The organism is Arthrobacter sp. R3-55 (assembly GCF_054161505.1).
Genome location: NZ_CP096423.1, coordinates 2,230,173 through 2,254,723, shown reverse-complemented (window position 1 = coordinate 2,254,723; position 24,551 = coordinate 2,230,173). Strand labels below are relative to the sequence as shown.

At 61.5% G+C, this 24,551-nt stretch carries 26 protein-coding genes; 14 read left to right on the top strand and 12 right to left on the bottom strand.

Annotation, left to right across the window (positions count from 1 at the left end; all coding sequences use genetic code 11):
• Positions 1 to 10 precede the first annotated feature (10 nt).
• Genes M1D51_RS10535 through M1D51_RS10525 form a run of 3 tightly spaced genes read left to right on the top strand, consistent with a single transcriptional unit; the run spans position 11 to position 1,542 of the window.
• Positions 11 to 367, top strand: coding sequence for a non-heme iron oxygenase ferredoxin subunit (locus M1D51_RS10535; RefSeq protein WP_089595076.1), 357 nt, complete (start codon positions 11 to 13; stop codon positions 365 to 367).
• A gap of 43 nt (positions 368 to 410) precedes the next feature.
• The gene (gene sufC / locus M1D51_RS10530; protein ID WP_011774795.1) at positions 411 to 1,196 is read left to right on the top strand and encodes a Fe-S cluster assembly ATPase SufC; all 786 of its coding nucleotides are present in this window, start codon (positions 411 to 413) and stop codon (positions 1,194 to 1,196) included.
• 13 nt (positions 1,197 to 1,209) lie between these two features.
• Complete coding sequence (locus M1D51_RS10525) at positions 1,210 to 1,542, top strand: metal-sulfur cluster assembly factor (RefSeq protein ID WP_011774796.1); 333 nt, start codon at positions 1,210 to 1,212, stop codon at positions 1,540 to 1,542.
• Positions 1,543 to 1,629: 87 nt separating this feature from the next.
• On the opposite strand, the gene ypfJ is transcribed toward M1D51_RS10525, so the two are convergent.
• A complete protein-coding gene (gene ypfJ / locus M1D51_RS10520; RefSeq protein ID WP_172322935.1) occupies positions 1,630 to 2,529 on the bottom strand; it encodes a KPN_02809 family neutral zinc metallopeptidase in 900 nt (299 codons plus the stop codon).
• Between the two features lie 61 nt (positions 2,530 to 2,590).
• Here ypfJ and M1D51_RS10515 point away from each other — a divergent pair, with 61 nt between their 5' ends.
• Both M1D51_RS10515 and M1D51_RS10510 read left to right on the top strand, forming a co-directional pair.
• Positions 2,591 to 3,982, top strand: a complete 1,392-nt coding sequence (locus tag M1D51_RS10515; RefSeq protein ID WP_458109425.1) for a class I adenylate-forming enzyme family protein — start codon at positions 2,591 to 2,593, stop codon at positions 3,980 to 3,982.
• A 15-nt stretch (positions 3,983 to 3,997) separates the two neighbouring features.
• Complete coding sequence (locus M1D51_RS10510; RefSeq protein WP_458109424.1) at positions 3,998 to 5,176, top strand: thiolase family protein; 1,179 nt, start codon at positions 3,998 to 4,000, stop codon at positions 5,174 to 5,176.
• On the opposite strand, the gene M1D51_RS10505 is transcribed toward M1D51_RS10510, so the two are convergent.
• From M1D51_RS10505 to M1D51_RS10495, 3 genes are read right to left on the bottom strand one after another with little or no spacing between them, the layout of a single operon-like run.
• Positions 5,173 to 5,826 (bottom strand): energy-coupling factor transporter transmembrane component T family protein, encoded by a 654-nt coding sequence (locus tag M1D51_RS10505; RefSeq protein ID WP_172322938.1) that lies wholly within the window; start codon positions 5,824 to 5,826, stop codon positions 5,173 to 5,175. The two genes, M1D51_RS10510 and M1D51_RS10505, sit on opposite strands and share 4 nt — an antisense overlap.
• A complete protein-coding gene (locus tag M1D51_RS10500; protein ID WP_172322939.1) occupies positions 5,823 to 6,560 on the bottom strand; it encodes an energy-coupling factor ABC transporter ATP-binding protein in 738 nt (245 codons plus the stop codon). Before M1D51_RS10500 ends, M1D51_RS10505 begins: the two co-directional genes overlap by 4 nt.
• A 17-nt stretch (positions 6,561 to 6,577) precedes the next feature.
• A complete protein-coding gene (locus M1D51_RS10495) occupies positions 6,578 to 7,195 on the bottom strand; it encodes a biotin transporter BioY (RefSeq protein ID WP_458109423.1) in 618 nt (205 codons plus the stop codon).
• A 276-nt stretch (positions 7,196 to 7,471) separates the two neighbouring features.
• Between M1D51_RS10495 and M1D51_RS10490 the strand changes: the two genes are divergently transcribed.
• Positions 7,472 to 9,070, top strand: coding sequence for an ABC-F family ATP-binding cassette domain-containing protein (locus tag M1D51_RS10490; RefSeq protein ID WP_026540651.1), 1,599 nt, complete (start codon positions 7,472 to 7,474; stop codon positions 9,068 to 9,070).
• 163 nt (positions 9,071 to 9,233) lie between these two features.
• On the opposite strand, the gene M1D51_RS10485 is transcribed toward M1D51_RS10490, so the two are convergent.
• From M1D51_RS10485 to M1D51_RS10470, 4 genes are read right to left on the bottom strand one after another with little or no spacing between them, the layout of a single operon-like run.
• Complete coding sequence (locus M1D51_RS10485; RefSeq protein WP_458109422.1) at positions 9,234 to 9,701, bottom strand: YbaK/EbsC family protein; 468 nt, start codon at positions 9,699 to 9,701, stop codon at positions 9,234 to 9,236.
• Positions 9,702 to 10,568, bottom strand: a complete 867-nt coding sequence (locus M1D51_RS10480) for an SURF1 family cytochrome oxidase biogenesis protein (protein WP_458109421.1) — start codon at positions 10,566 to 10,568, stop codon at positions 9,702 to 9,704.
• Entirely contained in the window at positions 10,569 to 10,844 is a 276-nt protein-coding gene (locus tag M1D51_RS10475) for a hypothetical protein (RefSeq protein WP_172322754.1), read from the bottom strand.
• A complete protein-coding gene (locus tag M1D51_RS10470) occupies positions 10,841 to 11,338 on the bottom strand; it encodes a DUF3099 domain-containing protein (RefSeq protein WP_172322755.1) in 498 nt (165 codons plus the stop codon). Before M1D51_RS10470 ends, M1D51_RS10475 begins: the two co-directional genes overlap by 4 nt.
• 153 nt (positions 11,339 to 11,491) lie before the next feature.
• On the opposite strand from M1D51_RS10470, the gene M1D51_RS10465 reads away from it, so the two are divergent.
• The 3 genes from M1D51_RS10465 (at position 11,492) to M1D51_RS10455 (ending at position 14,851) form a co-directional block, all read left to right on the top strand.
• Positions 11,492 to 12,217, top strand: a complete 726-nt coding sequence (locus M1D51_RS10465; RefSeq protein WP_458109420.1) for a beta-ketoacyl-ACP reductase — start codon at positions 11,492 to 11,494, stop codon at positions 12,215 to 12,217.
• 123 nt (positions 12,218 to 12,340) lie between these two features.
• Positions 12,341 to 13,093: an SDR family oxidoreductase gene (locus M1D51_RS10460; protein ID WP_172322757.1), complete on the top strand. Its 753-nt coding sequence runs from the start codon at positions 12,341 to 12,343 to the stop codon at positions 13,091 to 13,093.
• Between the two features lie 255 nt (positions 13,094 to 13,348).
• Positions 13,349 to 14,851, top strand: coding sequence for a sugar ABC transporter ATP-binding protein (locus M1D51_RS10455; RefSeq protein ID WP_458109419.1), 1,503 nt, complete (start codon positions 13,349 to 13,351; stop codon positions 14,849 to 14,851).
• Positions 14,852 to 14,925: 74 nt separating this feature from the next.
• On the opposite strand, the gene M1D51_RS10450 is transcribed toward M1D51_RS10455, so the two are convergent.
• Positions 14,926 to 15,522 (bottom strand): hypothetical protein, encoded by a 597-nt coding sequence (locus M1D51_RS10450; RefSeq protein WP_253951401.1) that lies wholly within the window; start codon positions 15,520 to 15,522, stop codon positions 14,926 to 14,928.
• 341 nt (positions 15,523 to 15,863) lie between these two features.
• Positions 15,864 to 16,757 carry a phosphoserine phosphatase SerB gene (gene serB, locus M1D51_RS10445; protein WP_458109418.1) on the bottom strand — a complete coding sequence of 298 codons (894 nt, stop codon included), beginning with the start codon at positions 16,755 to 16,757 and terminating at the stop codon, positions 15,864 to 15,866.
• Positions 16,758 to 16,867: 110 nt separating this feature from the next.
• Here serB and M1D51_RS10440 point away from each other — a divergent pair, with 110 nt between their 5' ends.
• The 5 genes from M1D51_RS10440 to M1D51_RS10420 all read left to right on the top strand — a co-directional run bounded on the left by M1D51_RS10440 (position 16,868) and on the right by M1D51_RS10420 (position 20,862).
• Complete coding sequence (locus M1D51_RS10440; RefSeq protein WP_458109417.1) at positions 16,868 to 17,653, top strand: ABC transporter ATP-binding protein; 786 nt, start codon at positions 16,868 to 16,870, stop codon at positions 17,651 to 17,653.
• A 19-nt stretch (positions 17,654 to 17,672) separates the two neighbouring features.
• On the top strand, positions 17,673 to 18,458 hold the full coding sequence (locus tag M1D51_RS10435) for a sulfite exporter TauE/SafE family protein (RefSeq protein WP_458109416.1): 786 nt from the start codon (positions 17,673 to 17,675) through the stop codon (positions 18,456 to 18,458).
• A 7-nt stretch (positions 18,459 to 18,465) separates the two neighbouring features.
• Positions 18,466 to 19,275: a TrmH family RNA methyltransferase gene (locus M1D51_RS10430; RefSeq protein WP_458109415.1), complete on the top strand. Its 810-nt coding sequence runs from the start codon at positions 18,466 to 18,468 to the stop codon at positions 19,273 to 19,275.
• Between the two features lie 142 nt (positions 19,276 to 19,417).
• Positions 19,418 to 19,675 (top strand): type B 50S ribosomal protein L31, encoded by a 258-nt coding sequence (locus M1D51_RS10425; protein WP_017200906.1) that lies wholly within the window; start codon positions 19,418 to 19,420, stop codon positions 19,673 to 19,675.
• 86 nt (positions 19,676 to 19,761) lie between these two features.
• On the top strand, positions 19,762 to 20,862 hold the full coding sequence (locus tag M1D51_RS10420) for a lipoate--protein ligase family protein (RefSeq protein WP_458109414.1): 1,101 nt from the start codon (positions 19,762 to 19,764) through the stop codon (positions 20,860 to 20,862).
• A gap of 13 nt (positions 20,863 to 20,875) precedes the next feature.
• Here M1D51_RS10420 and pepN read toward each other — a convergent pair whose 3' ends face one another.
• Positions 20,876 to 23,476: an aminopeptidase N gene (gene pepN, locus M1D51_RS10415; protein ID WP_458109413.1), complete on the bottom strand. Its 2,601-nt coding sequence runs from the start codon at positions 23,474 to 23,476 to the stop codon at positions 20,876 to 20,878.
• Between the two features lie 4 nt (positions 23,477 to 23,480).
• The gene (locus tag M1D51_RS10410) at positions 23,481 to 24,530 is read right to left on the bottom strand and encodes a YeiH family protein (RefSeq protein ID WP_458109412.1); all 1,050 of its coding nucleotides are present in this window, start codon (positions 24,528 to 24,530) and stop codon (positions 23,481 to 23,483) included.
• Positions 24,531 to 24,551: the final 21 nt, after the last annotated feature.

Below are 24,551 nucleotides of genomic sequence, written 5' to 3'. Positions count from 1 at the left end.
CAGAGCAACAATGAGTGAAGAAACCAAGGGCGAGCTGGTATGCAACGCCAATGACATCCAGGTCAAGCAAGCGCTGCGCGTCCTGATCGATGACTATCCCGTAGCCATCGTGAAGGATTCAATGGGCGAGATCCACGCCATCGCCGATACCTGCTCGCACGCGGACATCTCGTTGTCCGAGGGTGAGGTTGAAGGCTGCGCGATCGAATGCTGGGGACATGGTTCCCAGTTTGACCTCCGCAGTGGACAGCCCCTCCAGCTGCCTGCTTACGACCCCGTCCCCGTTTTCGCCGTCACCATCGACGGAGACGACGTTTATGTGGACGTGACCAACGTTGTGAACGGCGCTTCGGTAGATCACTACTGAGCGCCCAGTACCGCCAGACTTACGAACGGAAAGAAAGAAGAGCATGTCAACTCTTGAAATCAAGGACCTGCACGTCAGCATCGAGACGGAGCAGGGCACCAAGGAGATCCTGAAGGGCGTCAGCCTCACCATCAAGACCGGTGAAACGCACGCCATCATGGGGCCCAACGGTTCAGGCAAGTCCACCCTCGCCTCCACCATCGCCGGCCACCCGCGCTACAACGTCACCAGCGGCACCATCACGCTGGACGGCGAAGATGTGCTGGAAATGAGCGTTGACGAGCGCGCCCGTGCAGGCGTCTTCCTGGCCATGCAGTACCCGGTAGAGGTTCCCGGCGTCACCATGACCAACTTCCTGCGCACTGCCAAGACGGCAATCGACGGCGAAGCTCCGGCCCTGCGTACTTGGACCAAGGACGTCAAGGCTGCCATGCAGCAGCTGCGTATCGACGCCGACTTCGCACAGCGCAACGTCAACGAAGGCTTCTCCGGTGGTGAGAAGAAGCGTGTTGAGATCCTGCAGCTCGAACTCTTCAAGCCGAAGTTCGCCATCCTCGACGAGACCGACTCCGGACTGGACGTCGACGCCTTGAAGGTTGTCTCCGAGGGCGTTAACCGCGCTCACGAAGAGGGCAACATGGGCACGCTGCTCATCACCCACTACACCCGCATCCTGCGGTACATCAAGCCGGACTTCGTCCACGTTTTCGTTGACGGCAAGGTTGTTGAAGAGGGCGGCCCCGAGCTCGCCGACCGTCTTGAAGAAGAGGGCTACGACCGCTACGCCCCGGGCGCCGGCGTGGCCGTTGCTCCTGCCGTGCAGGCCTAGTTAGGATCGTTCCATGACCGAAATCAACACGGCGCGAACCAGCCTCGAGGACGTCGAGGAAGCGCTCAAGGACGTCATTGACCCCGAACTCGGCGTCAACGTAGTGGACCTGGGCCTTCTGTATGGCCTGAAGTACTCCGACGAAGACGGCGCGCTCCTGATCGACATGACACTGACAACGGCGGCTTGCCCGCTGACGGACGTGCTTGAAGAGCAAGTGGGCAAGTCCCTGGACGGCGTCGTTGATGACTGGCGCCTGAACTGGGTATGGATGCCGCCATGGGGTCCTGAGCGGATCACCGACGACGGCAAGGACCAGATGCGGGCCCTCGGGTTCAATATCTGATCAGTATTTTTTCGCTCGCTTCGGCGGGCCATGAGGAAGGGTTCCGGGCTGACCGCCCGGAACCCTTCCTTTTGTGTTGTCTCTACACTATGGCGCAGCTACTCCGAATGTGTCGCACTTGTTGATGTCACCGGTGGTGTACCCCTGGTAGAACCACTTCTGCCGCTGTTCGCTGGAGCCGTGTGTCCACGATTCAGGAGACACCCGGCCGGTAGCCGCCTCCTGGATGCGGTCATCGCCGACCGCGGACGCGGCGGACAAAGCATCCTGCAGGTCTTGCTCGGTCAAGGGATCAAGGAAAGGCTTCCCGCTCGCGTCAGTCTGGGTGGTGGCGTGCCGGACCCACAGCCCCGCAAAGCAGTCGGCCTGAAGTTCCACCCGTACGGCACCGGATTGCGGACCCTGGGGATCCTGCTGGGCCTTGTCCAAGGTGCCAAGGATGTTCTGGACATGGTGCCCGAATTCGTGGGCCACCACGTATTCCTGCGCCAGCGGACCTCCGGATGAACCGAAGCGGGTGACCAATTCGTCGAAGAAACCGGGGTCGAAATAGGCGGTGGTGTCCGCAGGGCAGTAGAACGGGCCCACGGCACTGGTAGCGGCACCGCAGCCGGTGTTGGTGGCCTGGCTGAAAATCACAGTCTCAGGCCGCGGGTACTGGACGTTGTAATCGGCCAGGTAATCAGGCCAGAAGGCATTGAGGCTGTTGACGGTGCCAATGATCCGGCAGTCCAGCCGCTTGTCCGCGTCAGCGCCGGTCTGGCATTCCTGGGCGGCACCGGGGCCACCACTTTCGACGGCGGGAGGCTGGGTTCCGCTGCCTGTCAGGTCCCCGAGGATGTTGGGGTTGATGCCGAAGAGTGCCAACAGCAGCACCACGATCCCGCCACCAATACCACCGCCGATCTTTGTCCCGCGGCCCATGCCACTGCCGCGTCGGTCCTCCACCTGGGAGGGGTCAAGCTGTGCGCCGTCATTGAAACTCATACAGTCAGAATAGACGTCACTATTGGTGCCCGCCGCCTGACACTGCCGTAAAATTCTGTGGATGCCTTTCCTGGACAAACTTCAGCACTGGGCCGATGAACGCCCTCACGACACCGCGGTGGTTGTGGGCAGCAACCGGCTCACCTGGGTGGAACTCCGCGACGCCGCAGCAGCGCTGCTGGGCGATGCGACCCCCACTACGGTTCTTGCCGAGCCCAATTCTGTCCGCTTTGTGGAACGTTACGCTGCTGCGGTGGCGGGGGAGCGGCGCTGTGCCGTGCTGGACCCCGAATGGCCTGCCCCGATGATCGAGGATGTCACGTCGCGCATCGTCGAGGCCGGTACACCTGCCGGCACGGACTTAGTGGATGGGGAACCTTCCAGCACCTTCCTCATCGGACTGACGTCCGGCACCACGTCGGTCCCCAAGGCCTTCACCCGTTCACGCCGTTCCTGGCAGGCGTCGTTCGAGGCATCCATCGAGTTTTTCGACCTTCGGCAGGATGACCGCACCCTTGCTCCTGGCCCGCTTTCTGCCAGCCTCAACCTTTACGCGCTCTCGGAATGTTTGTTCGCCGGCGCGGCCTTCCATACCCTTGAGACTTTCGATGTGGGAGCCGCCCACGCTGCCATCACTCATGACGGCATCACCCGCTTGGTCCTGGCGCCTACTGCCTTGCGGTTGCTCAGCGAGCGGGGACTGGCGGGGGATGTTGATGCCTCCGGACTCCGCAGCATCATTTGTGCCGGCTCCAAGCTGGACGCCCGCACCTTGGAGGCTGCCCGGCGTTGGGCACCCCATGCATCCATCTACGAGTATTACGGTGCCTCCGAATTGAGTTTCGTCTCAGGCACCCGCTTGGCGGCCGGGGAACCTTTGGATTCCGGCGGAACAGGGATCGGCCTGCCTTTCCCGGGGGTCGAACTGAGAATCCTTGATGATGCCGGCCAACCCCGGCCGGACGGCGGACAGGGAAACATTTGCGTCCGCAGCGGCATGGTCAGCAACGGCTATCTTTGGGGCGACGATGGGCAAGCCCTGAGATGTCTCGATGGTTGGTACACCGTGGGGGACCAGGGTTTCCTTGAGGAAGGCATCCTCCATATCCTTGGGCGCCGCTCCGACATGATCATCACCTCGGCAAAGAACGTCTACCCTCATGAGGTGGAGCTTTCCCTGGCTTCGGTACCGGGTGTGGATTTTGCGGTCGCCGCCGGAGCGCCTGACGATATCCGCGGCCAAAAGGTGGTTGCCGGCGTCGTGCCTGCCTGCGGCTCGGTCACTGCCACCCAACTCCGCACCGGCCTGGACGGGCTGCTGGCACGTGACAAGTGGCCGCTTCAGTATTACTTGTTGGGGGAGTTGCCGTTGACGGACCGGGGCAAAGTCAGCAGAAAGATTTTCCTCGACTGGATCAAGAATCACGACCCCCGGGCGCAGCTTCTTGGGTAGCGCGAGGGCCTAGCCATGGAAGTCGACGAATCCCGGCAACCGATCATCATCACCGCGCTTCGATCTCCGATTTGCCGCGCCAACGGTCAACTGAAACACTTCCGTGCCGCGGATCTTCTGGCACCTGTGCTCGCTTCCCTGCTGGAAACAGCATCTTTGGACCCGGCGGACGTGGACGACGTCATCGTTGGAAACGCGGTGGGCGGCGGGGGAAATGTGGCCCGGTACGCTGCCCTCCAAGCCGGATTGCCCACCACCGTGCCGGGGCTAACCGTTGACAGGCAATGCGGTTCCGGCCTTGATGCCATCGCGCTGGCCTCGAGGCTGGCAGCAGCCGGGGATCAGCCGTTGTACCTGGCGGGCGGCGTTGAGAGCATCAGTACCGCGCCGGCACGGGCCAACAGGAACGACGACGGCGGACTCGACTTCTACTCGAGGGCCAGCTTTGTGCCGCCACAGTTCGGGGACCCCGACATGGGTGTTGCCGCTGAGAACGTTGCCCGGGCGTTTGGCGTGACACGTGAGCGCCAGGACGAGTATGCGCTGCGGAGCCACAGACGGGCGGTAGAGGCTGCCGAAGCGGGGCGTTTTTCAGCTGAAATAGTGCCGCTCAAGAGCAGTCGTAAGCTGGTGGACTCCGACGACGGGCCCAGGGCCACGTTGCGGCCGTCGCTGATGGCCAGGTTCCCTGCGGCGTTCGTGCCTGATGGAACGGTCACGGCGGGGAACTCCTGCTTCGACGCGGACGCAGCATCCGCCGTCGTCGTCACGTCGCTGGAGCGGGCCCGTTCGCTGGGCGCAACGGACGGGTTGCTGGTACTGGGGTGTGATACCGCCGGGGTCGATCCCGAACTCCTTGGCATAGGCGCTGCACACGCCGCCAAGCGACTCCTTGGCCGCCACTCTCTGCGTGCGGGAGAAGTTGATCTGGTTGAGTTCAACGAGGCGTTTGCTTCCCAAACCATCGCGTGCCTGGATTTCCTGGGCATAGATCCTGCCATGGCCAACCTGGACGGCGGCGCCCTGGCGCTTGGGCACGGCTACGGCGCTTCGGGGGCGGTTCTGGTAACGCGTTTGATGGCGCAGGCACGCGGCAGATTTGCAGCAAAGGGGACGAGCGCCCTGGCGTTGGCCATGATCAGCATTGCCGGGGGCATGGGAACCGCAGCGCTCCTGCGGTACTCAAGGCTCTAGCCGTGCATTAACGCATCTTCCGGTTCGCCGTCTTCCGGTTCTCCCAGCCCACGGGCTGCCAGGGCGTCGCCTGTTTGCCGGGCGTACGCCACGGTAGTGATGAAGACCGGAAGCACCAGCGCCCGCGGATTGCGTTCAAGCCCGCGCGCCCGCGCTGAATCCCGCACATCTGAAAATGCGCCCGCAATAAAGGGAATGCTCCTGAGCATCACTGCAATGGTCAAAGCGAAGCGTTCGGGGTCGGCGCCGAAACGCCGGAACGGTTTTGCCAGCACCACCACGCCATCCAACAGGTCCTGGACGGGCGTAGTGGCGGTCAGCACTGACGCTGCCACCACGCACACCAGTATGTTCAGCACGATGCGGGCTGCGGTGGGAGCCCCAAGCTGCCACCACTGGAAAAGGCCGATGACCAAGAGGATGGGCGTCACCAACCAGATGGCCCGCAGAAGGCGGCGGGGACCGGCGCCAGTCATAATGAACAGCCCGCACATGGTGGTGAAGATCGCCAAGGACACCGCCCAGTCCACTATGAGGAATGACGCCGCTCCGCAAGCAGCAACCACCAGGAACTTCAGCAACAGGGGAGTGCGGTGGATGATCGAGTTGCCGCGGACATAGTTCGCGATCAGGAAGCCATGGCCCCTCACCTGGAAACGTCACCCGAGGGGGCATCCTGAAGGGGAGCCGCGCACAGCGCGCGGTAAACGGCGACGCCCTCGGCTGCCCCGCCGTCGAACACGATACGTCCCGACTCCACCACCAACACCCGATCCATGTCGAGCGCGAGGTCCAAATCATGCGTAGACATCATCACCTGCTGGTCCAATCCTGCGACTGTTTCCCGCAGGAGTTCACGGTTCCGGAGGTCCAGAAGGGTGGATGGTTCGTCGAGGACCAGTACCGCCGGGTCCACGGCCAGGACTGCGGCCAGGGCCAGCAACTGCCGTTCGCCGCCGGAGAGTTCGTAGATACTCTGATCAGCCAGGTGCAGCAGCCCGAAGCGTTCCAGGACCATTTCCGCCCGGGCCGCCCGTGCTGTGGAGTTCTTGATGGACCGGCGCAGGGAAAGCTCAACGTCTTCCCTGCCCGTGGGCATCACCAGCTGGGACAGTGGATCGGTAAAAACGAAACCGACTTTGCCTCTTACACGGCGGACGTCCTCAACAGTGTTCCCACCGTGGACCATGACCCGGCCGGCGCTCGGCTCAACCAAGCCATTCACCAGCCGCAGCAGGGTGGACTTCCCCGATCCGTTGGCACCGATCACGCCGATCCGGCGTTCGGTCAGCTCCAGGGAAAACTCGTGGAGCAGGGTTTTGGGTGTGGGGCTGCCGTCAACCGCGACGCGCACCGATACCCCAGTGAAACTGATGGAATTCATGGATCGATTGTTCCCGTTTACTTGACCCGACGTACCAGCACATCCGGGAAGGCTTTGTGGATTGCCATGGCGATGACGACAGCCAGGACGTTCTTAAGGATATCGCCGGGGACAAACGGAAGATCGGCGAGGAAAGCCCTGGTGAAGTCCAACTTGGCGTTGACCATCATGCCAAGGACGCCCAGTGCGTGGATAACCACGATGCTGCTCACCATGGTGGCCCCGAAGAGCCACAGCGCACGGAACTTCACCGTCCGGCGGATGATGATCGCCGCCAGGTAACCCGTTGCTGCGGCAGCCAGCGGGAACGCAATGATGTATCCGGCTGAAGGTGTTGCCAGGATGCCGGGTCCGCTGCGGCCGCCGCTGAAGATCGGCAGCCCTGCCAGCCCCAGCAGGACATAAAGCCCGACGGCGGCGAAACCGCGTCCGGCGCCGAGCACCAAGCCACTGAGCATCACCGTCAGGGTCACCAACGTGATAGGCACACCCAGGGCACCCACAGGGATGCCGGGAACGATCGCGGAAGCGGCCACGAGGGCAGCGAACACTGCAATGAGGCCGAGGTCGGTGGCAGTCCAGCGTTTACGGGACGTCGGCTTTTTCTGCTCTTGGGCAGTGTTGGTCTGGCTCATGATGGATCCAATCGGGTGTGATGCGATGTGATGGTCTTCTTCTTTCCCCTCCCATCGAGAGTACGGAGGGATGGTCGGTGGGATTTTGGAGCCTCTCCACAAAGCCCGCCGAGAATTCTTTGGCTGTTGGCACAGTTTTCTCTTGTGAGGCCCGATGTCAGCCCGCGGCCGGGGGACCGGTAGACTTGGACAGGCTGTTCTCACGGCCGCATCCCGCCGCACTTATCGGACCCACCGGTCCCCGCGAGCGTTCCCCATTGAAAGGCATCACCCGAATTGATTACCGTCCAGGACCTCGAACTCCGCGCCGGCGCACGCCTGCTCATGGACCAGGTCAACTTCAGGGTGGACAAAGGGGACAAGATTGGCCTCGTCGGACGCAACGGCGCCGGCAAGACAACCCTCACCCGGGTCCTCGCCGGCGAAGGCCTTCCCGCAGGCGGCAAAGTCACCCGCAGCGGTGAAATCGGCTATCTTCCGCAGGACCCGCGGACTCCGGACATGGAGCAGCTTGCCCGCGACCGTATCCTTTCTGCGCGCGGCTTGGACGTCGTAGTGGGAAAGCTCAAAAAAGCCCACGATGACATGGCCAGCGACGACGCTGCCGTCCAGCGCAAAGCCATGAACCGCTATGACCGTCTGGAAGCTGAATTCCTGGCCGGTGGCGGCTACGCTGCCGAGGCCGAGGCCGCTGCGATCTCCTCCAACCTCGCACTGCCTGACCGTCTTCTTAACCAGCCGTTGAAGACCCTTTCCGGTGGCCAGCGACGCCGTGTTGAATTGGCGCGAATCCTGTACTCCGACGCCGAGACACTTCTCCTCGACGAACCCACCAACCACCTCGACGCCGACTCCATCACCTGGCTGCGCGACTTCCTGAAGAACCACCAGGGTGGCTTGATCGTGATCAGCCACGACACCGAACTGCTGGAAGCAACGGTGAACAAGGTCTATCTGCTGGACGCAAACCGAGCCCAGATCGACTACTACAACATGGACTGGAAGCGCTATCTGCTCCAGCGCGAAACGGACGAACGCGCCCGGAAGCGTGAACGTGCCAACGCGGAGAAGAAGGCCCAGGTCTTGATCGACCAGGCCAACAAGATGCGGGCCAAGGCCACCAAGGCAGTCGCTGCGCAAAACATGGCCAAGCGTGCCGAGCGCCTCCTGAGCGGGCTGGAGGCTGTACGCGAGAACGACCGCGTGGCCGCGCTGCGCTTCCCGGATCCCTCTCCTTGCGGCAAGACCCCTCTGACAGCAGAGGGATTGAGCAAGTCTTACGGCTCTCTGGAAATCTTCACGGATGTGGACCTCGCCATTGACCGCGGTTCCAAGGTAGTCATCCTGGGCCTCAACGGCGCGGGAAAGACCACCCTGCTGCGGATGCTGGCCGGCGTCGACAAGCCGGACACGGGCGACATCATCCCCGGGCACGGCCTCAAGGTGGGCTACTACGCCCAGGAACATGAAACACTCGACGTCGACCGCACTGTCCTGGAGAACATGCGCTCTTCTGCGCCGGACATGAAGGATGCCGAAGTCCGCGGCATCCTGGGTTCATTCCTCTTCTCTGGCGACGACGTCGACAAGCCTGCAGGCGTTCTCTCCGGTGGCGAAAAGACCCGTCTGGCCCTCGCCACCATCGTGGCCTCCAGCGCCAATGTCCTCCTCCTCGATGAGCCCACCAACAACCTGGACCCCGCCAGCCGCGCGGAAATCCTGGGCGCGCTCAAGAACTACAGCGGCGCCGTCGTCATGGTCAGCCACGACGAAGGCGCAGTGTCCGCACTGAACCCGGAACGCGTGGTGTTGCTTCCGGACGGCGTAGAGGACCACTGGAACGAGGACTACCTGGACCTGATCACGCTGGCGTAAGTCTGCTTGCGTCCGCTGCGCGGTGTTGTTGCGTCCGCTTCTTGCGTCCGCTGCGCGGCGTTTGATGTGCCGCGTGCTCGCTCGTTCCTCGCTTGGATGCACGCTACGCACAGCAAACGCGACGCTTCGCTCGCGGTTTCGGCACCCCCGCAGGCTGATGCAGCTAGCGGACTCGGAGTTCTTCAGCGTTGGTGATTGCCCGTAGTTCTTCGTAGTTGATGGAGAACATGGAATTGTGGTCTCCGGCTCCGGCCCAGAGGACAGGGTGTTCTTGAAGCGAGCTGTCCAGGATGGTGCGGAGTTTCTCTGGGTGGCCCACTGGCGCCACTCCGCCTACTTCCTGGCCGGTATGCACCAGCACGAATTCCGGCGTGGCGCGGCGGATCTTTCCTGTGCCCAACTGTGCTGCAACCAAGGCTGTATCAACCTTGGCCGCACCGCTGGCCAGGATCAGCAATGGTTGGCCGTCCAGCTCAAAGATCAGGCTGTTGGTGATCGCCGCTACATCGCAACCGAGCGCGGAGGCGGCGGCTGCCGCCGTCGGGACCTTGTCCTCAAAGATCCGGACAGTGTCCTCGACTCCGGCGGAAATCAGGGCTGACTTTACGTTGAGTACGGGATCCGGAATCATTCAGTAGCCTTGGGCATCCAGGATTGCGTCTTCCTCTTCTTCGGACGTAGCGCGCTTGTTCTTCCGGGCCGCCGGAATGCGCTTCCTGGGCGTTCCCCCTGCGGCGATGATCTGTTCGTCCTCTTCCTCTTCGGCGTCGATGGCCGCGTTGCGGGCCTGTTGCCGCGCTGCATACCCGAAGCCGATAAACATCAGGACGCCGAAGGCAAACCACTGCAGGGAGTAGGACAGGTGCGTCCCCTCCTCGGTTGCGGGTTTGGGGAATGGAGTGGGCATGGGCTGGACGGCCGGATCTTCACTGGCCAGTTGGCCGTAGGCTCCGGTGGCGATGGGGTACGGGAGTTCTTCGGCGAAACTTGCCAGGTCGATGGAGGCCAATTGCCCGTCCACCGCTCCACGGTCCAACTTGGGTTCAGCAGGCTTGAGCCGTGCTACCACGGTGACCTCACCCGTCGGTGGGGCCGGCACAACATCGGGACGGCCTGGAGTATTGTTGCCAATCGGCAGCCACCCTCGGTCGATGACCACCGCTTCGCCGGTGGTCAGCCGGAAGGGAACCACGACGTCGTAACCTGGCTGGCCGTTCAGCGGACGGTTCCTGACAACGCGCTGGCCTTCGAGATCGTAGCTGCCCCGCAACTGAACCTGGGTCCATTCACGCTCAGGATCCAAGGCGTTGAACTGGTCCTTGATTTCCGTGTAGGGGATTGGGGTGGCCGAGTAGTTGGTCACCACACGATTGATTTCGGCCAGTGTCTCGGCACGGCGATCCATCTGCCAGCGGCCGAGGAAAACACAGGCCGTAGCAAATATGACGGCCAGGACAAAGTACCCCAGCCACTTGCTGGAGAAGAGGAAGCGGTACATTCAGTTGGCCTCATTCACTGCAGCGTCGCCGGCTGTAAAAGGAAGTGTTTCTTTCCAGAGTCCACGGGTGGTCAGGTACTCTTCCAACCACTCGCGATGGTCGGTGCAGGAAAGCCAGACCTTACGCCGTTCCGGTGTGTGGATGCGGGGGTTGTTCCACAGCAGCTGCCACCGGGCTTCCGATCGGCAACCCTTCCGGGAACACACCGCCGGAGCCATGGCACGCCCGGAGCCTTGGCCGGCCGAATTGTCGCCGCCAAGATTGAAGATGTTCATGAAGCCGCCCGTTCGTCACCGGGGTGCCCGGTTTCGCTTACAGGACCCGTCGCGGGGCCACCTTGATTGCTTGTTGGTTCGTCATCCACCAGCTCGCCCTGAAGCACCGTGGGTCCCTCCGAAAGCTCTTCTTCCGGCTCGGCGGAACGCTCTATCTCGGGGACCGCCACATAGTCCAGCAATGATTCACTGTGGTCTTCCGCTTTGTCGTTGCCATTGGCAATGACCACTGCGATCCAGGGGAGGAACACGGCACCCGCGATCGCAATGATCTTGAACCAGCCGTCCACCACGAAGATCAGGACAATACAGACCATGCGGATACCCATGGCCACCGCGTATTTGATCATGCGCTCACGCATGTCCTCGGAGTGGGCGGCGGCGGCATCGGTGATGCTGTGGACTTCGGGGTCGCTGGAAAATGTGCCCGGTTCCCCGGGCACTTGCTGCAGGGGACTGTTTTCTGGTGTCACCACTGAATCATCACGCTCCAAAGGCCTCTTTCAATTCTCTCACCAAGGCGGTAACGGCCCAAACCGCGCCGGGCGGCGGTTACCCACGGGTTGGGATGGGCGGCGGATAAGATCAACACAGGAAAATCCCCCTTCGATGCGGCACGCCCCTGCCGCGGAACCTGGAGCCAAAGCATGTCTGAAGCAGTCACAACCGGCCGCAGCGTCTTGATAACCGGTGGCAACCGCGGCATTGGCCTGGCCATTGCCGAATCCTTCCTCGCCAACGGCGACAAGGTGGCCGTGACCTATCGAAGTGAAACAAAGCTGCCTGAAGGCATCCTGGGCGTACAAGCCGATGTCACGGACGAGGCCTCCGTTGATGCTGCGTTCAAGATCGTCGAAGAGGCACACGGACCCGTTGAAGTACTGGTGGCCAATGCAGGCATCACCAAGGACACGCTTCTGCTGCGCATGAGCGAAGAGGACTTCACCTCGGTCCTGGACACCAACCTGACCGGTGCATTCCGGGTGATCAAGCGGGCGTCCAAGGGAATGATCCGGCTGCGCAAGGGTCGTGTGGTTCTCATTTCGTCTGTCTCCGGTCTCTACGGCGCACCCGGCCAGATCAACTATTCAGCGTCCAAGGCCGGCATGGTGGGCATTGCGCGTTCCCTGACCCGCGAGCTCGGCAGCCGCGGCATCACCGCCAACGTCGTGGCACCCGGTTTCATCAACACTGACATGACGGCAGAACTGCCCGAAGACACCCAAAAGTCCTATTTGGCCAATGTGCCCGCAGGCCGTTTCGCCGAGGCTTCCGAGGTGGCCGACGTAGTGCGTTGGGTTGCCAGCGATGAAGCCGCTTACATCTCTGGCGCAGTGATCCCTGTCGATGGTGGCCTGGGCATGGGCCACTAGCAACCAGGCAACTAGCTCGAACCTCAGTTTTTGTCCGGGGCCCACAATCGATTTCATCCTCGCCGCTGGCATGATGGAAGGCGAGGCCACGGATTTTTGGATGAAGTGAACAAAGGAGCATGAATGGGAACGCTGGATAACAAGACCGCCATTGTCACGGGATCTTCCCGCGGTATTGGCGCCGAAGTTGCCAAGATCCTCGCAGGCGAGGGTGCCGCCGTCGTCGTAAATTACCGGCAAAAGGCTCCCCGCGCCAACAAGGTAGTAGCCGGCATCCAGGAAGCAGGCGGCCGTGCGGCCGCGGTGGGGGCAGACCTCACCACCGATGAAGGTGTGCACGCCCTTGCCAGCAAGGCCATGGAGGAGTTTGGATCCCTTGATGTCCTGGTACTGAACGCATCAGGCGGCATGGAATCAGGCATGGAAGAGGGATACGCCCTCAAGCTGAACCGTGACGCCCAGGTCAACATGCTCAACGCAGCCGTTCCGCTCATGCCCGAGGGTTCGCGCGTGGTCTTCGTTACCAGCCATCAAGCACATTTTGTGGAAACTGTTCCCACCATGCCTGAATACGAGCCTGTCGCGAAGAGCAAGCGCGCGGGTGAAGACGCATTGCGGGAACTCATTCCCCACCTCGCCGACAAGGGCATCTCGCTGGTGGTAGTTTCCGGTGACATGATCGAGGGAACCGTGACCGCAACGTTGCTGGACCGCTCAAACCCGGGAGCCATCGAAGCGCGCCGCGCCGAAGCCGGCAAGCTGTACTCCGTTGAGGAATTCGCGGCTGAAGTCGCCAAGATGGTGACTGCCGACGTCGAAACCGGCCACACCGAATATGTTGGCGGGGCCGACTACTTCGGCAAGACCTCGGAGTAGCGAGCACTTTCAAAGCGGTGGCCCGGGACTTTTGTCCCGGGCCACTGCCTTTTAACCGCGGACCAACCCTCCGCAAGTGACAGTTTGATAAAACATCACGGTTTTCGCGTCACGAATTGGAAGAACTTGTTTTGCTAATTCTGCTTTGCATTAAAGGATTCCTTCTGGTTGACTCTCCAAGGCAGCCTCGCACGTAGTTGTCAGCACGTTGCATAATCCACAATGAGCGGGTTTATGCATGCATTAGGAGCTTCTTTGGATCTGTTATTACATGCTGATGATATTCACGCGTCGTACGATCAACGTCGCATCCTCAAAGGTGTTGGACTTTCATTGCATCGCGGCGAGATCCTGGGGCTGATTGGAACCAACGGCGCCGGCAAGACCACCCTGATGGGCGTTCTGGCGGGTTCCCTCAAGCATGACCAGGGGCGGATCACTCTTGCCGGAGAGAAGTACGTGCCGGATTCCGTCGCAGAGGCACAAGCGTGCGGCGTGGGGCTGATCCCGCAAAACTTCCACATGGACCCGGAATTGACCATCACGGAGGCTATCTTTCGCGGGACCTTCCAGTCGGGCCGACCACACATGGAACTTCGTGATCAAGCAGCCAAGCTGATCCGGGATATCGGGATCACCATGGACCCGGACGCAAAAGTCGGAACACTGATTCGAGCAGAGCAAGCTTTGGTGGAAGTCCTTCGCATGGTAGCGGAGGAGGCCCAACTGGTCATCATGGACGAAGTAGCCGCGTCTCTTCCGGACCACGACGTCGCAGTCTTGCATCAGGTTCTGAGGATGCTGACCAGGCAGGGGCGCGCGATCATCTATATCACCCATCGCCTTGACGAAGTCCGCTCGATCGCCCACCGCATCGCAGTCCTGCGCGACGGCAAGGTCCACAAGATCGTAGAAGCCAGCAAAACCGACGTCGACGAACTTGCCTTCCTGTTGCTCCAGCAGGAACTGGAGCGAATTGCCCGGCCGACCGGTCCGGCGACCGGCGAAGAGGCCTTGCGGATCTCCAACCTCAGCGTGCAGAAAAACGTCCGTGACGTGAGTTTCAACGTGGTCAAGGGAGAAATCTTCGGCCTCTTGGGAACCCATAGATCCGGCGTCTATCAGCTGATAGAAGCGCTGGCAGGTATCCACCCCTGCACCTCAGGAAAGATCTACCTGAACGGAAACCACGTCCAGATCAGCGGGATCCAGGATGCACAGCGGCTGAAGATCGGCTACTCCGCGGATGCGGCTGAGACCTTCGCGTCGGAGGCCAGCATTGCAGACGGACTTCATCAGGGCACCGCAGCGGGCGCTGTCAGTCTCCAGGATGAAATCACCCACCTCCGGGGCGTCGCTGACGTGGTGCATCGCATGCGCATCAACACCACCAACATCCAAGGTGCCCTCACCACGCTTTCCGGCGGTGACCGGCAGAAAGTGGAGCTGGCCCGATGGATTTCCACTGATTGCGATGTCCTGATTCTCAGCCATCCCAGCCGCGGGATCGATATTGGGGCCAAGGAAATTGTGTACAAGATGCTGACCCAGCTCAGCCAAACCGGCGTCGCCATCATTCTTTTGTCCTCGGACCTCTCTGAGATGGTCAACTGGTGCCACCGGATTGGTGTCATGCGGGACGGGGAACTTGTCACCATTGAGGCCAACGCCAACACCAATGAGGATGTCCTGGTGCACCATATGCTGGGCGTCAAGTTCGAATCCGGTGGCAGTGAGGCACGCCGAGTGAAAGTCTGAGCAGTCCGGCGGGACAGACCAAAAGGGCGGCCGCGATATATTCGCGGCCGCCCTTCACGGTTATGACCTGGAGATCAGATGGCAACAGCCTTGGCGATGTTGTTGAGCTTGTGACGCGCCAGCGCGAGGTTGGCGTAGGTCCGGTCCAACACCAGATAGACGAAGAGCCCCTTGGATCCTGCCGAGTTCAGGACGTTGATCAGGTGGTACTGGGTGTCCAGTGTGATGAGGACGTCTTCAATGTTGCTGTCCAAGCCAAGGTCGGCCATGGTGCGGAGCTTGGAGCTGACAACATTGGAGTTTCCAGCCGCAGCGACTCCCAGGTCGAAGCCGGGGTTGCCGCCCTGGGCCAGGGCCATTCCGCTGGTGTAATCAACAATGGCTGCGCCCGTGGCACCTTCAATGGACAGCAGTTGCTTCGTAGCCTCGTCAAGTGAGCTCATAATCAGTTCTTCCTGTTCTGTTGTGTCACCGCTGGCAGCCATGAAATACACCGAGGGAATTTCCGGGTAGGAGGTTGTCCCGGGGCCTGCATCCCATTGATTGGGAGCCATCCCCGTTGCCACCGCATCAGGGTGCCGCTCCCGGATGATCTCGTGGAGAGGTGTTGCAGTGGATTCAAATCCTTCGCTGCGTTTCCACCATTTCCACGTACGCTCCGAACGGTTCACTTACTGACCCTGCACTTCCATCATTCAGGACTGCCGCATGTTCTACGGGTTTCTTTGTTGAGTTTTTAACTCTACACAGCAAATACCCGCAGAGCAGTAAGAACGCACAATTATCGAACAACTATCAGCAGCGAATGTTCCGATAATGACGATTTGATAAATAGTGAGAATAACAGCGTCACGAAATTCAAATTGTTGTTTCGCAATAGGGATCACCGGAAGTAACCAGCATCGGGATGGGCCCTCGCGATCGGGATGGGTCTTGGTGGGCACCACAAAGTCACCCACAACAGCATGCGGGTGTGCCGACAGGTCAGCGCCGGCGCGGGGGATAGCCGGAGTCAGACGTTGGCGATATGCCGGACAGCGTCGAGGTAAGGCATGTTGATGGCAGCGTCTGCTGCAGCGCGAACAGCAGGCTTGGCATTGAACGCGATACCGATTCCTGCCGCGCTGAGCATGTCCAGATCATTCGCGCCATCACCCACCGCGATGGTGTGCTCAAGGCTGATGCCCTCAGCGGCGGCCCACTCGCGCAGGTACTTCTCCTTGGCTGCCCGGTCGATGACATCGCCGAGTACCTTGCCGGTCAACACGCCGTCGACGATTTCAAGCTCGTTGGCGATCCAGTGGTCCAGCCCAAGTTCCTCGGCAATGGGACGAAGGATCTGGTTGAAGCCGCCGGACACCACCGCCACAACGTGCCCTGCTTCCTTGAAGGCGGCCACGAGTTCTGCAGCGCCAAGGCTGAGGCGCACCTCCTGGCGGACAGATTCGACGACCTCCACGGGAAGCCCGGCAAGCACGGCTACGCGGGCATGGAGGCTCTGGGCGAAGTCCAACTCGCCCCGCATGGCGGCCTCGGTCACGGCGGCGACTTCCTCGCGCTTGCCGGCGTGGGCCGCCAGCAGTTCAATGACTTCCTGCTGGATCAGGGTCGAATCCACATCCATGATGAGGAGCTTCCGGGGCGCCAGACGCAGGTCTTCGGGAACTATGGCTGTATCAATACCTGCACTGGCTGCAGCAGCAACGTGGCGCCGAACGCTTTCAAGATCCGCCGACGCCTCCGTACCTGCAGCGAGACCGGCGGTCATGACACGGAAGCGGTGGTCGCCTGCTTGTGATTCCGATGACACTGCGACGCCGGCGTCAGCCAGTACCTTCCGAAGGTTCACCAGGGATTCGGGGGACAGATGCACGCCATAGCTGACCGCAGCCAAGTTCGAAGTCATGGCCTCAATCCTACTGAGCGCAACACTTCCACCCGAATTCGTTTCGGACGGCGCCAGTGCGAAGTGACCGGTTATCAGTCATATGGATTTTTGTCCTAGTGTCTACTGCTATGAGTGATGTTCTGGAATTGGCTTCCGTCAGCGTTGTCCGAGGCAAGAAAACCCTGCTGGACAAGGTTGACTGGCAGGTCAACGAAGGGGAGCGCTGGGTCATCCTGGGTCCGAACGGCGCCGGCAAGACCACCCTTCTCCAAATTGCTGCAGCCCGCCTCCACCCCAGCAGCGGGAAGGCGGGGATCCTTGATGAAGTTTTGGGTCGCGTGGACGTCTTCGAACTTCGTCCCCGCATCGGACTCTCCTCGGCGGCGCTTGCCACCCAGATTCCAGAGCATGAGAACGTCCTGAACGTGGTGGTCACCGCTGCCTACGGTGTGACCGGACGCTGGCGTGAAGGTTACGAGCGCGACGACGAGCGACGTGCCTTTGGCCTGCTGAACGACTGGGGGATGGGTCCGCTCCTGAACCGGACCTTCGCCACCCTGTCCGAAGGGGAGCGAAAGCGTGTGCAGATTGCCCGCGCCCTCATGACCGACCCCGAACTTTTGCTTTTGGACGAACCGGCCGCGGGACTGGATTTAGGCGGCAGGGAGGAACTGGTGCACAAGCTCGGCGAACTCGCCAGCGATGAAGCGGCTCCCGCGATGGTCCTGGTCACCCACCACCTTGAAGAAGTGCCGCCCGGATTCACCCATGCCATGCTTCTGCGCGAAGGTGGAGTTGTGGCTGCCGGCCCCATCAAGGAAGTCCTCACCGACGAACATCTCAGCAACACCTTCGGCCTGCCCCTGGATGTTTCTGAAAACAGTGGCCGCTACACGGCCACTGCCCGCCGCTAGGTCGGGTCCATAGACGACAATGGAAATCCTTAGCAGCATCCTGGTCATTTTCGCCGGCTTGTGGGCCGGCACCATCAACGCAGTGGTTGGTTCCGGCACCCTGGTCACTTTTCCTGTGCTCATAGCCATCGGCATCACACCAGTGGTTGCGTCCATGAGCAACGCCATGGGGCTGGTGGCAGGCACAGCGGCCGGAGCCTGGGGGTATCGCCGCGAATTGGCCGGCCGGGGACGGCAGCTGATGAAGCTGCTGCCTGCCTCGTTGCTGGGCGGCATTACCGGTGCATGGCTTCTGTTGCACTTGCCGGAGAAGGTCTTCCACTACGTTGCGCCCGTCCTGCTGGTCATGGCCCTCCTTATGGTCCTGTTCCAGCCCAAGCTGCAGGCCTGGGTCCGGAGCCGGGAGCAAAACCCGGAACATGCCATCCGGGACCGCAGCCACGGAATCCTCTTGGTTGTGCTCGTCTATCTTGCCGGCGTCTACGGTGGCTACTTCGTGGCGGCACAGGGGATTTTGCTGGTAGGCATCCTTGGTGTGTTCCTCAGCGGAACAATGCAAAATGCCAACGCCATGAAGAACATCCTGGTGCTCGGCGTAAACATGGTGGCAGCAATCTCCTACCTGATCTTCGCCTTCGACCGCATTGAATGGTTGGTTGTTCTCCTCATTGCCGTCAGCTCCACGATCGGCGGGTTGGTGGGATCAAAAGTGGGCCGGAAGTTGTCCCCGCGCGTCCTCCGCGCCGTGATCTTCACCCTTGGCATCGTCGCCCTCGGCTTCATGATCGCCAACCTGCTGAAATAATCGCCCGGTGACTTTCCATTACCTTGAGTCCGCGGATGATCCACGCGTGACCGACTACACCACGCTTACCGATGTCCACCTCCGTAAGCTGCGTGAGCCCGAAGAGGGCATGTACATCGCCGAATCGTCCAGGGTCCTGCGCAGGGCGCTGGCCGCCGGACACCAGCCCCGCTCCTTTTTCCTGGCGGAGAAATGGCTGGAAGACCTCGACGACGTCTTCCAGGACTATCCCGACGTTCCCGTGTTCATCGGCAAGGCATCCCTTTTGGAAGAGATCACAGGTTTCCACCTGCACCGCGGAGCAATGGCGGCCATGCAGCGCCCGGCCCCCGTCCCGCTGGAGGTGCTGCTGGCCAATGCGCAACGTGTTGCCGTGCTTGAGGACATTGTTGACCACACCAATGTGGGGGCAATCTTCCGCTCCGCCGCAGCATTGGGCGTGGACGCCGTCCTTGTCTCCCCGCGATGCGGGGATCCCTTGTACAGGCGCAGTGTCCGGGTCAGCATGGGCACGGTGTTCCAGGTTCCCTGGGCCAGGCTCGAAAGCTGGCCTGGCGACCTGGTCCGACTCAAGGAGCAAGGCTTCAAGGTAGCGGCAATGGAGTTGACCGAGGACGCGTTGGACCTGGACGATCTTGCCGCAAAGCAGTACCCCAAACTGGCCTTGGTGCTCGGCACGGAGGGTCCCGGCATGAGCCAGGACACGTTGGCCGCAGCTGACCTCGCAGTCAAGATTCCGATGCGCGCGGGCGTTGACTCACTCAATGTCGCTGCCGCATCGGCTGTGGCCTTCTGGGAACTCCGTCCACGGGACTGACAGCGGTTAGTTCGGCGGCCGGGTTTCCGCTATGATTGGTTGTTGGCCCGGCTGCTGGATTATTCGTCCTGCAACAACCGGACCACCTCCATTCATACCTGGCAGCTGGCAAAATCCAGTTGCGTGAACAAAAGGTCCCATTATGAAGTCTGATATCCACCCGAAGTACGAAGCTGTTGTTTTCAACGACCTGGCTTCCGGTACGCAGTTCCTGACCAAGTCCACCGTGTCTTCCTCGAAGACCATTGAGTGGGAAGACGGAAACACCTACCCGGTTATCGACGTCGAAATCTCTTCGGAGTCCCACCCGTTCTACACGGGCAAGCAGCGCATCATGGACTCCGCTGGCCGCGTCGAGCGCTTCAACGCCCGCTTCAAGGGCTTCGGCGGCAAGAAGTAACCCACTTCACCCCAAGGCTTTCAAGGCCCGCATTGCCGGATTTTTCGGCAATGCGGGCCTTTGCTTTTTCCGGCAAGATGGACAGCATGACTTCCCAGCCCACACCTGAAACACCGAACGACGACGCCGACACCCGCCTTCACGGCGAATACAAAGTCCTCGGCGGCAAACTCGTGGTGGTGGATCTGGATGTAGTGGGTGGAAAGTTCACCAACGTCTCCCTCAGCGGCGACTTCTTCCTGGAACCCGACGAGGCCCTCCAGGACATCAACGCGGCACTCACCGGCCTGAGGGAAGATTCAACGGCGGCGGACATCGCCGCAGCGGTCACCGCGGGGCTGCCCGGGGACGCAGTACTGTTCGGCTTTTCTGCAGAAGCCGTGGCTATCACCGTCCGGCGGGCGCTGTCCAAAGCCACCAGCTGGGCCGACCACCAATGGGAAGTCATCCCGCCGTCCGTCCTGCCCACCGAGCTAAACGTCGCACTTGATGAGGTCCTCACCGAGGAAATAGGTGCGGGGCTGCGCAATCCCACGCTGCGCTTCTGGGATTGGGAAGAGCCGTCAGTGGTGATTGGCAGCTTCCAGTCAGTGCGTAATGAAGTGGACCCGGAAGGGGTTTCCCGACACGGTATCAAGGTGGTCCGACGCATCAGCGGCGGCGGCGCCATGTTCATGGAAGCCGGCAACTGCATCACCTACTCGCTCTACCTGCCACAGACGTTGGTGGACGGCATCAGTTTTGCCGATTCCTACGCGTTCCTGGATGCCTGGGTGATGGCAGCCTTGGAGAAATTGGGGATCTCCGCCTTCTACGTTCCCCTCAACGACATCGCCACCGATCAAGGCAAGATCGGGGGCGCAGCACAAAGGCGCCTCGCCAACGGGGGCATGCTTCACCATGTCACCATGAGCTACGACATCGATGCAGACAAGATGGTGGACGTCCTGCGTATCGGTAAGGAAAAGCTCTCCGACAAGGGCACACGCAGCGCCAAGAAGCGTGTTGATCCGTTGCGACGCCAAACAGGGCTGGCCCGGGCAGCCATCCTTGAGGCAATGCAGGAAGTCTTCATGGAACGCTATGGTGCCGTGGAGTCCCGCCTCACCGAGGGCGAGCTCGATGAGGCGGGTAAACGCGTGGAGGCGAAGTTCGGTACCGAAGAGTGGTTGAACAGGGTTCCCTAGCCCCTGCCGGGAACTAGCCCTTGGCAGCTTGTGCCGTCAGGGCCCGTGCCAAGTGGCTTCGCTGCTCGATCACTAGTCGGCGGAGTGCCCGGGGAGCGTCAGCGTGGTCGGTCAACCAACTGTCAGTGCGGACCAGAACCGGGTGCTCGGACGGCTCCATGCCCTCCGCCAGGTCCTGGACGCCCGGGAACAAGCCGCGCACAATCCTGCCGGCAATTTCGATGCTGCGTTCCGCCCACACCCGTTCGACGCATTCGAAATAGCGTTCCACATAGGGTTCCAGGAGGGACGCCGGGGCTGTCATCAAGCCGGTGATGGTTGCGCTGAGGATCTCGTTGGAAAGCCCAGTGCTGTTGACTGTGGAATCCCAGGCAGCTGCCTTGATTGAAGCATCGGGAATGGATGCCGACGCCAGGGCATGACCCTCGCTTCCGGAGGCGGTCTTGTCTGCCTGCAGTTCCCGGTCCAATTCGGCGCGGGACGCGTGGCCATGGGCTGCCAAAGCCTGCCAGAGGCTCCAACGTAGTTCTGCATCGACAGCCAATCCTTCAATGACGATGCTGCCGTCCAGGATTCCCCGGAGCAAGGGGAGTTCGCTGTCCCCGTGCCGGGATACGTCCGCGAGGGTCCTGGCCCAGGCCAGCTGATGGTCGGAACCGGGATCCGCGGCTTTCATCCTGTCAGCCACCACTGCCAGGAAGTCTTTTCGGACCCCTTCCCGGGCTCCCGCAGGGACATAACGTTCAATGGCGCCCGAAGCATTACCCAGCACGTTCAACAAGACCCCTATGCCGGTCTCCGCGGACGCAAACTGCTCTACCGCCGCCACATAGCGCACAGCGGGCGTCACTCCGTCACGGGCGGAGTCCCACAACGCGGTCCAGCAGAGGGCGCGGGCCATGGGATCGCTGATCTTGTCCAGCGAGGTCCGGACTGTATGTTCGGAGCGTGGGTCCAGACGGACCTTGGCATAGCTGAGGTCATCATCATTGATCAAAAGCAAGGCTGGACGTCGCTTGCCGTTCAACTCAGGCAGCAATGTGCTGGGGCCCGCCACATCCACTTCGAGGCTTTCGGAGCGGACGAGCCTGCCGGCGGCATCAGCGTCATAGAGTCCCAGGCGCAGCCGGTGCGGGCGGAGTTCCTGATGGCCGGTTATGGGGTCCAGGGCATCCTGCCTAAGCGTGACGGCGCCAAGGACGCCGGCGTCGTCCACGATCTCTGCGGAAAGGGTAGAGATACCGGAGGTCTGCAGCCATTGGCCGGCCCACTCGCCGAGATCCCTTCCGGACGCAGTGCTAAGGGCTTGGAGCAGATCCTTCAGGGAAGTATTTCCGAATTCGTGATCCCTGAAATACTGCCGGGAGCCGGCAATGAAGGCATCAAAGCCAACGTAGGCCACCAGTTGTTTAAGCACGGAAGCACCCTTGGCGTACGTAATCCCGTCAAAGTTCTGCTTGGCCGCTTCAAGGTCAGGAATGTCGGCCACAATGGGGTGCGTCGTGGGCAACTGGTCCTGGACGTACGCCCAGGCCTTGCGCTTGTTGGCGAAGTTGACCCATGCGGTGTCCCAATCGGTGGCACGGTCCACGCCAAGCGTCCCCATATAGTCCGCGAACGATTCCTTGAGCCAGAGGTCGTCCCACCAGTTCATGGTCACCAGATCGCCGAACCACATGTGCGCCATCTCGTGCATTAGTGTGTTGGCCCGGGCCTGGTATTGGGCATCAGTAGCACGGGAGGCATAGACATATTTCTCCGTGAACGTCACCAGCCCGGGATTTTCCATGGCTCCGAGGTTGTACTCGGGCACAAAGGCCTGATCGTATTTGCCCCACGGGTAGGGGTAGTCGAACAGATCGTTAAAGAAGGCCAGGCCGCTCTTGGTCAATCGGAACAGTTCGTCGGCGTCGAAGGATTCCGCCAAAGAGGCCCGGCAGAAGAGTGCCAGCGGCACCTCAAGCCGGGTGCCGTCGTCGAGCGTTGCTCCCCAGTGGTCCGTGGCCTTGAAGTAAGGCCCGGCGAGCACGGTGGTGATGTACGTGGACATCCGTTGGGTGGCGGCGAAGTCCCAGCGGGCGGCACCGCCGCTATCCGGAGACCGCGATTCCTCCACCCCGTTGGACGCGACTTCCCAGCCTGCCGGGGCGATCACATGGAAAGTGAATTCGGCCTTGAGGTCCGGCTGTTCAAAGTTGGCGAAGACCCGTCGGCTGTCCGCGGGCTCGTACTGCGTGTAGAGGTAGCACTGGCCATCAGCGGGATCAACAAAGCGGTGCATGCCTTCACCGGAGCGGCTGTAGAGCGCTGTTCCGGTCACGGTCACGGTATTTTCCGCCGCCAGTCCTTCCAAGGTAATCCTGTGGCGGTCAACCACCGACCCGACGTCCAGCGGCTGGCCGTTGAGGATCACGGACTGGACGCCGCCATGGATGAAATCCAGGAACGTGGCGGAGCCCGGTGCGGCAGAAAAGGTGATGGTGCTGGTGCTCGGGTAACCGGGGACTGCGGGATCTTCCGCGTCGCGGACATCGAGCGTGACGTCGTAGCTGTGGGTGGTGATCAGGGCTGAACGGGTAGCGGCTTCATCGCGCGAGAGATTGTGATTCGACACACAGCTATCTAATCATGATCAAAGCGGCCCCCAGGCCCAGCGATGCGATGAGCAGCCACGAGCCCAAAGCTACCAGGACAGCGCGGCCGCCTGTGTGGATCAGGGTCCTGATGCGTACGGCCGAACCCAGTCCGAAGAGGGCAGTCGCCAGAAGGATGTCCTGTACCGCCGCGGCGATCTCCAGGGCCGCCGGCGGCGCCCAACCCAACGATCGAACAGCGACCATGGCGAGGAAACCCACCACGAAGAGGGGGACGATCGGAGGAAACCTGCCATCCCTGCTGCCCGACTCGTCCGCGACGCCGTTGGCGCGCTCACGAAGGTGGAGGATGCGTTGGTGCAGCCCCGCCGTTGCCGCTATCGGCGCCAGCAGGACAACCCTGGTCAATTTCACGACGACGGCGATCGCCAGCGCGGAGGTCCCCGCGGTTTGGGCGGTGGCCACCACCTGGCCGACATCGTGGACGGACGCACCGGTCCAGGCACCAAACTGTTCAGGAGACAGGCCCAGGGGGTGCATCAGCAGCGGCAGCACGCCAATGGCCAACGTGCCGCAGAGGGTCACCAGAGCTACCGGCAGGACAGTATCCTGATGCCTGATGCGCCGTACTGCCGCCATGGCACCAATCGCCGAAGCACCGCAGATGGAAAATCCTGTGGCAATCAACAAAGCCGCCTCGCCGGGCAGGCGCAACAAGCGGGCAAGGCCATAGGTTCCCGCGAAACTCACCAGGACCACACCGGCGATCAGCAGCAGTGCCAGCCAGCCGAGTCCCAGGACATCGCCGATGCTGACTTTGAGTCCCAGCAGGACAATCCCGGCACGCATGAGGTGTTTCCCCGCGAAGTCCAGTCCGGGCCGGGCGCGCCCCGCGGTCAGGACCGCCGTGCCCGGTATATTTGCTGAGAGCAGGCCCAAAGCAACAGCGAGTGTCATGGCGGGAACCGCCGGAAGTACGGTGTGGATTGCGAAGGCAAGACCCGTAGCGGCGACGCTCAGGACCAACCCGGGCCCCAGCCGGGACACCTGGGACGCAGGACTGTTGAAGGGCATGCCTCAACCCTGCCGGATGAA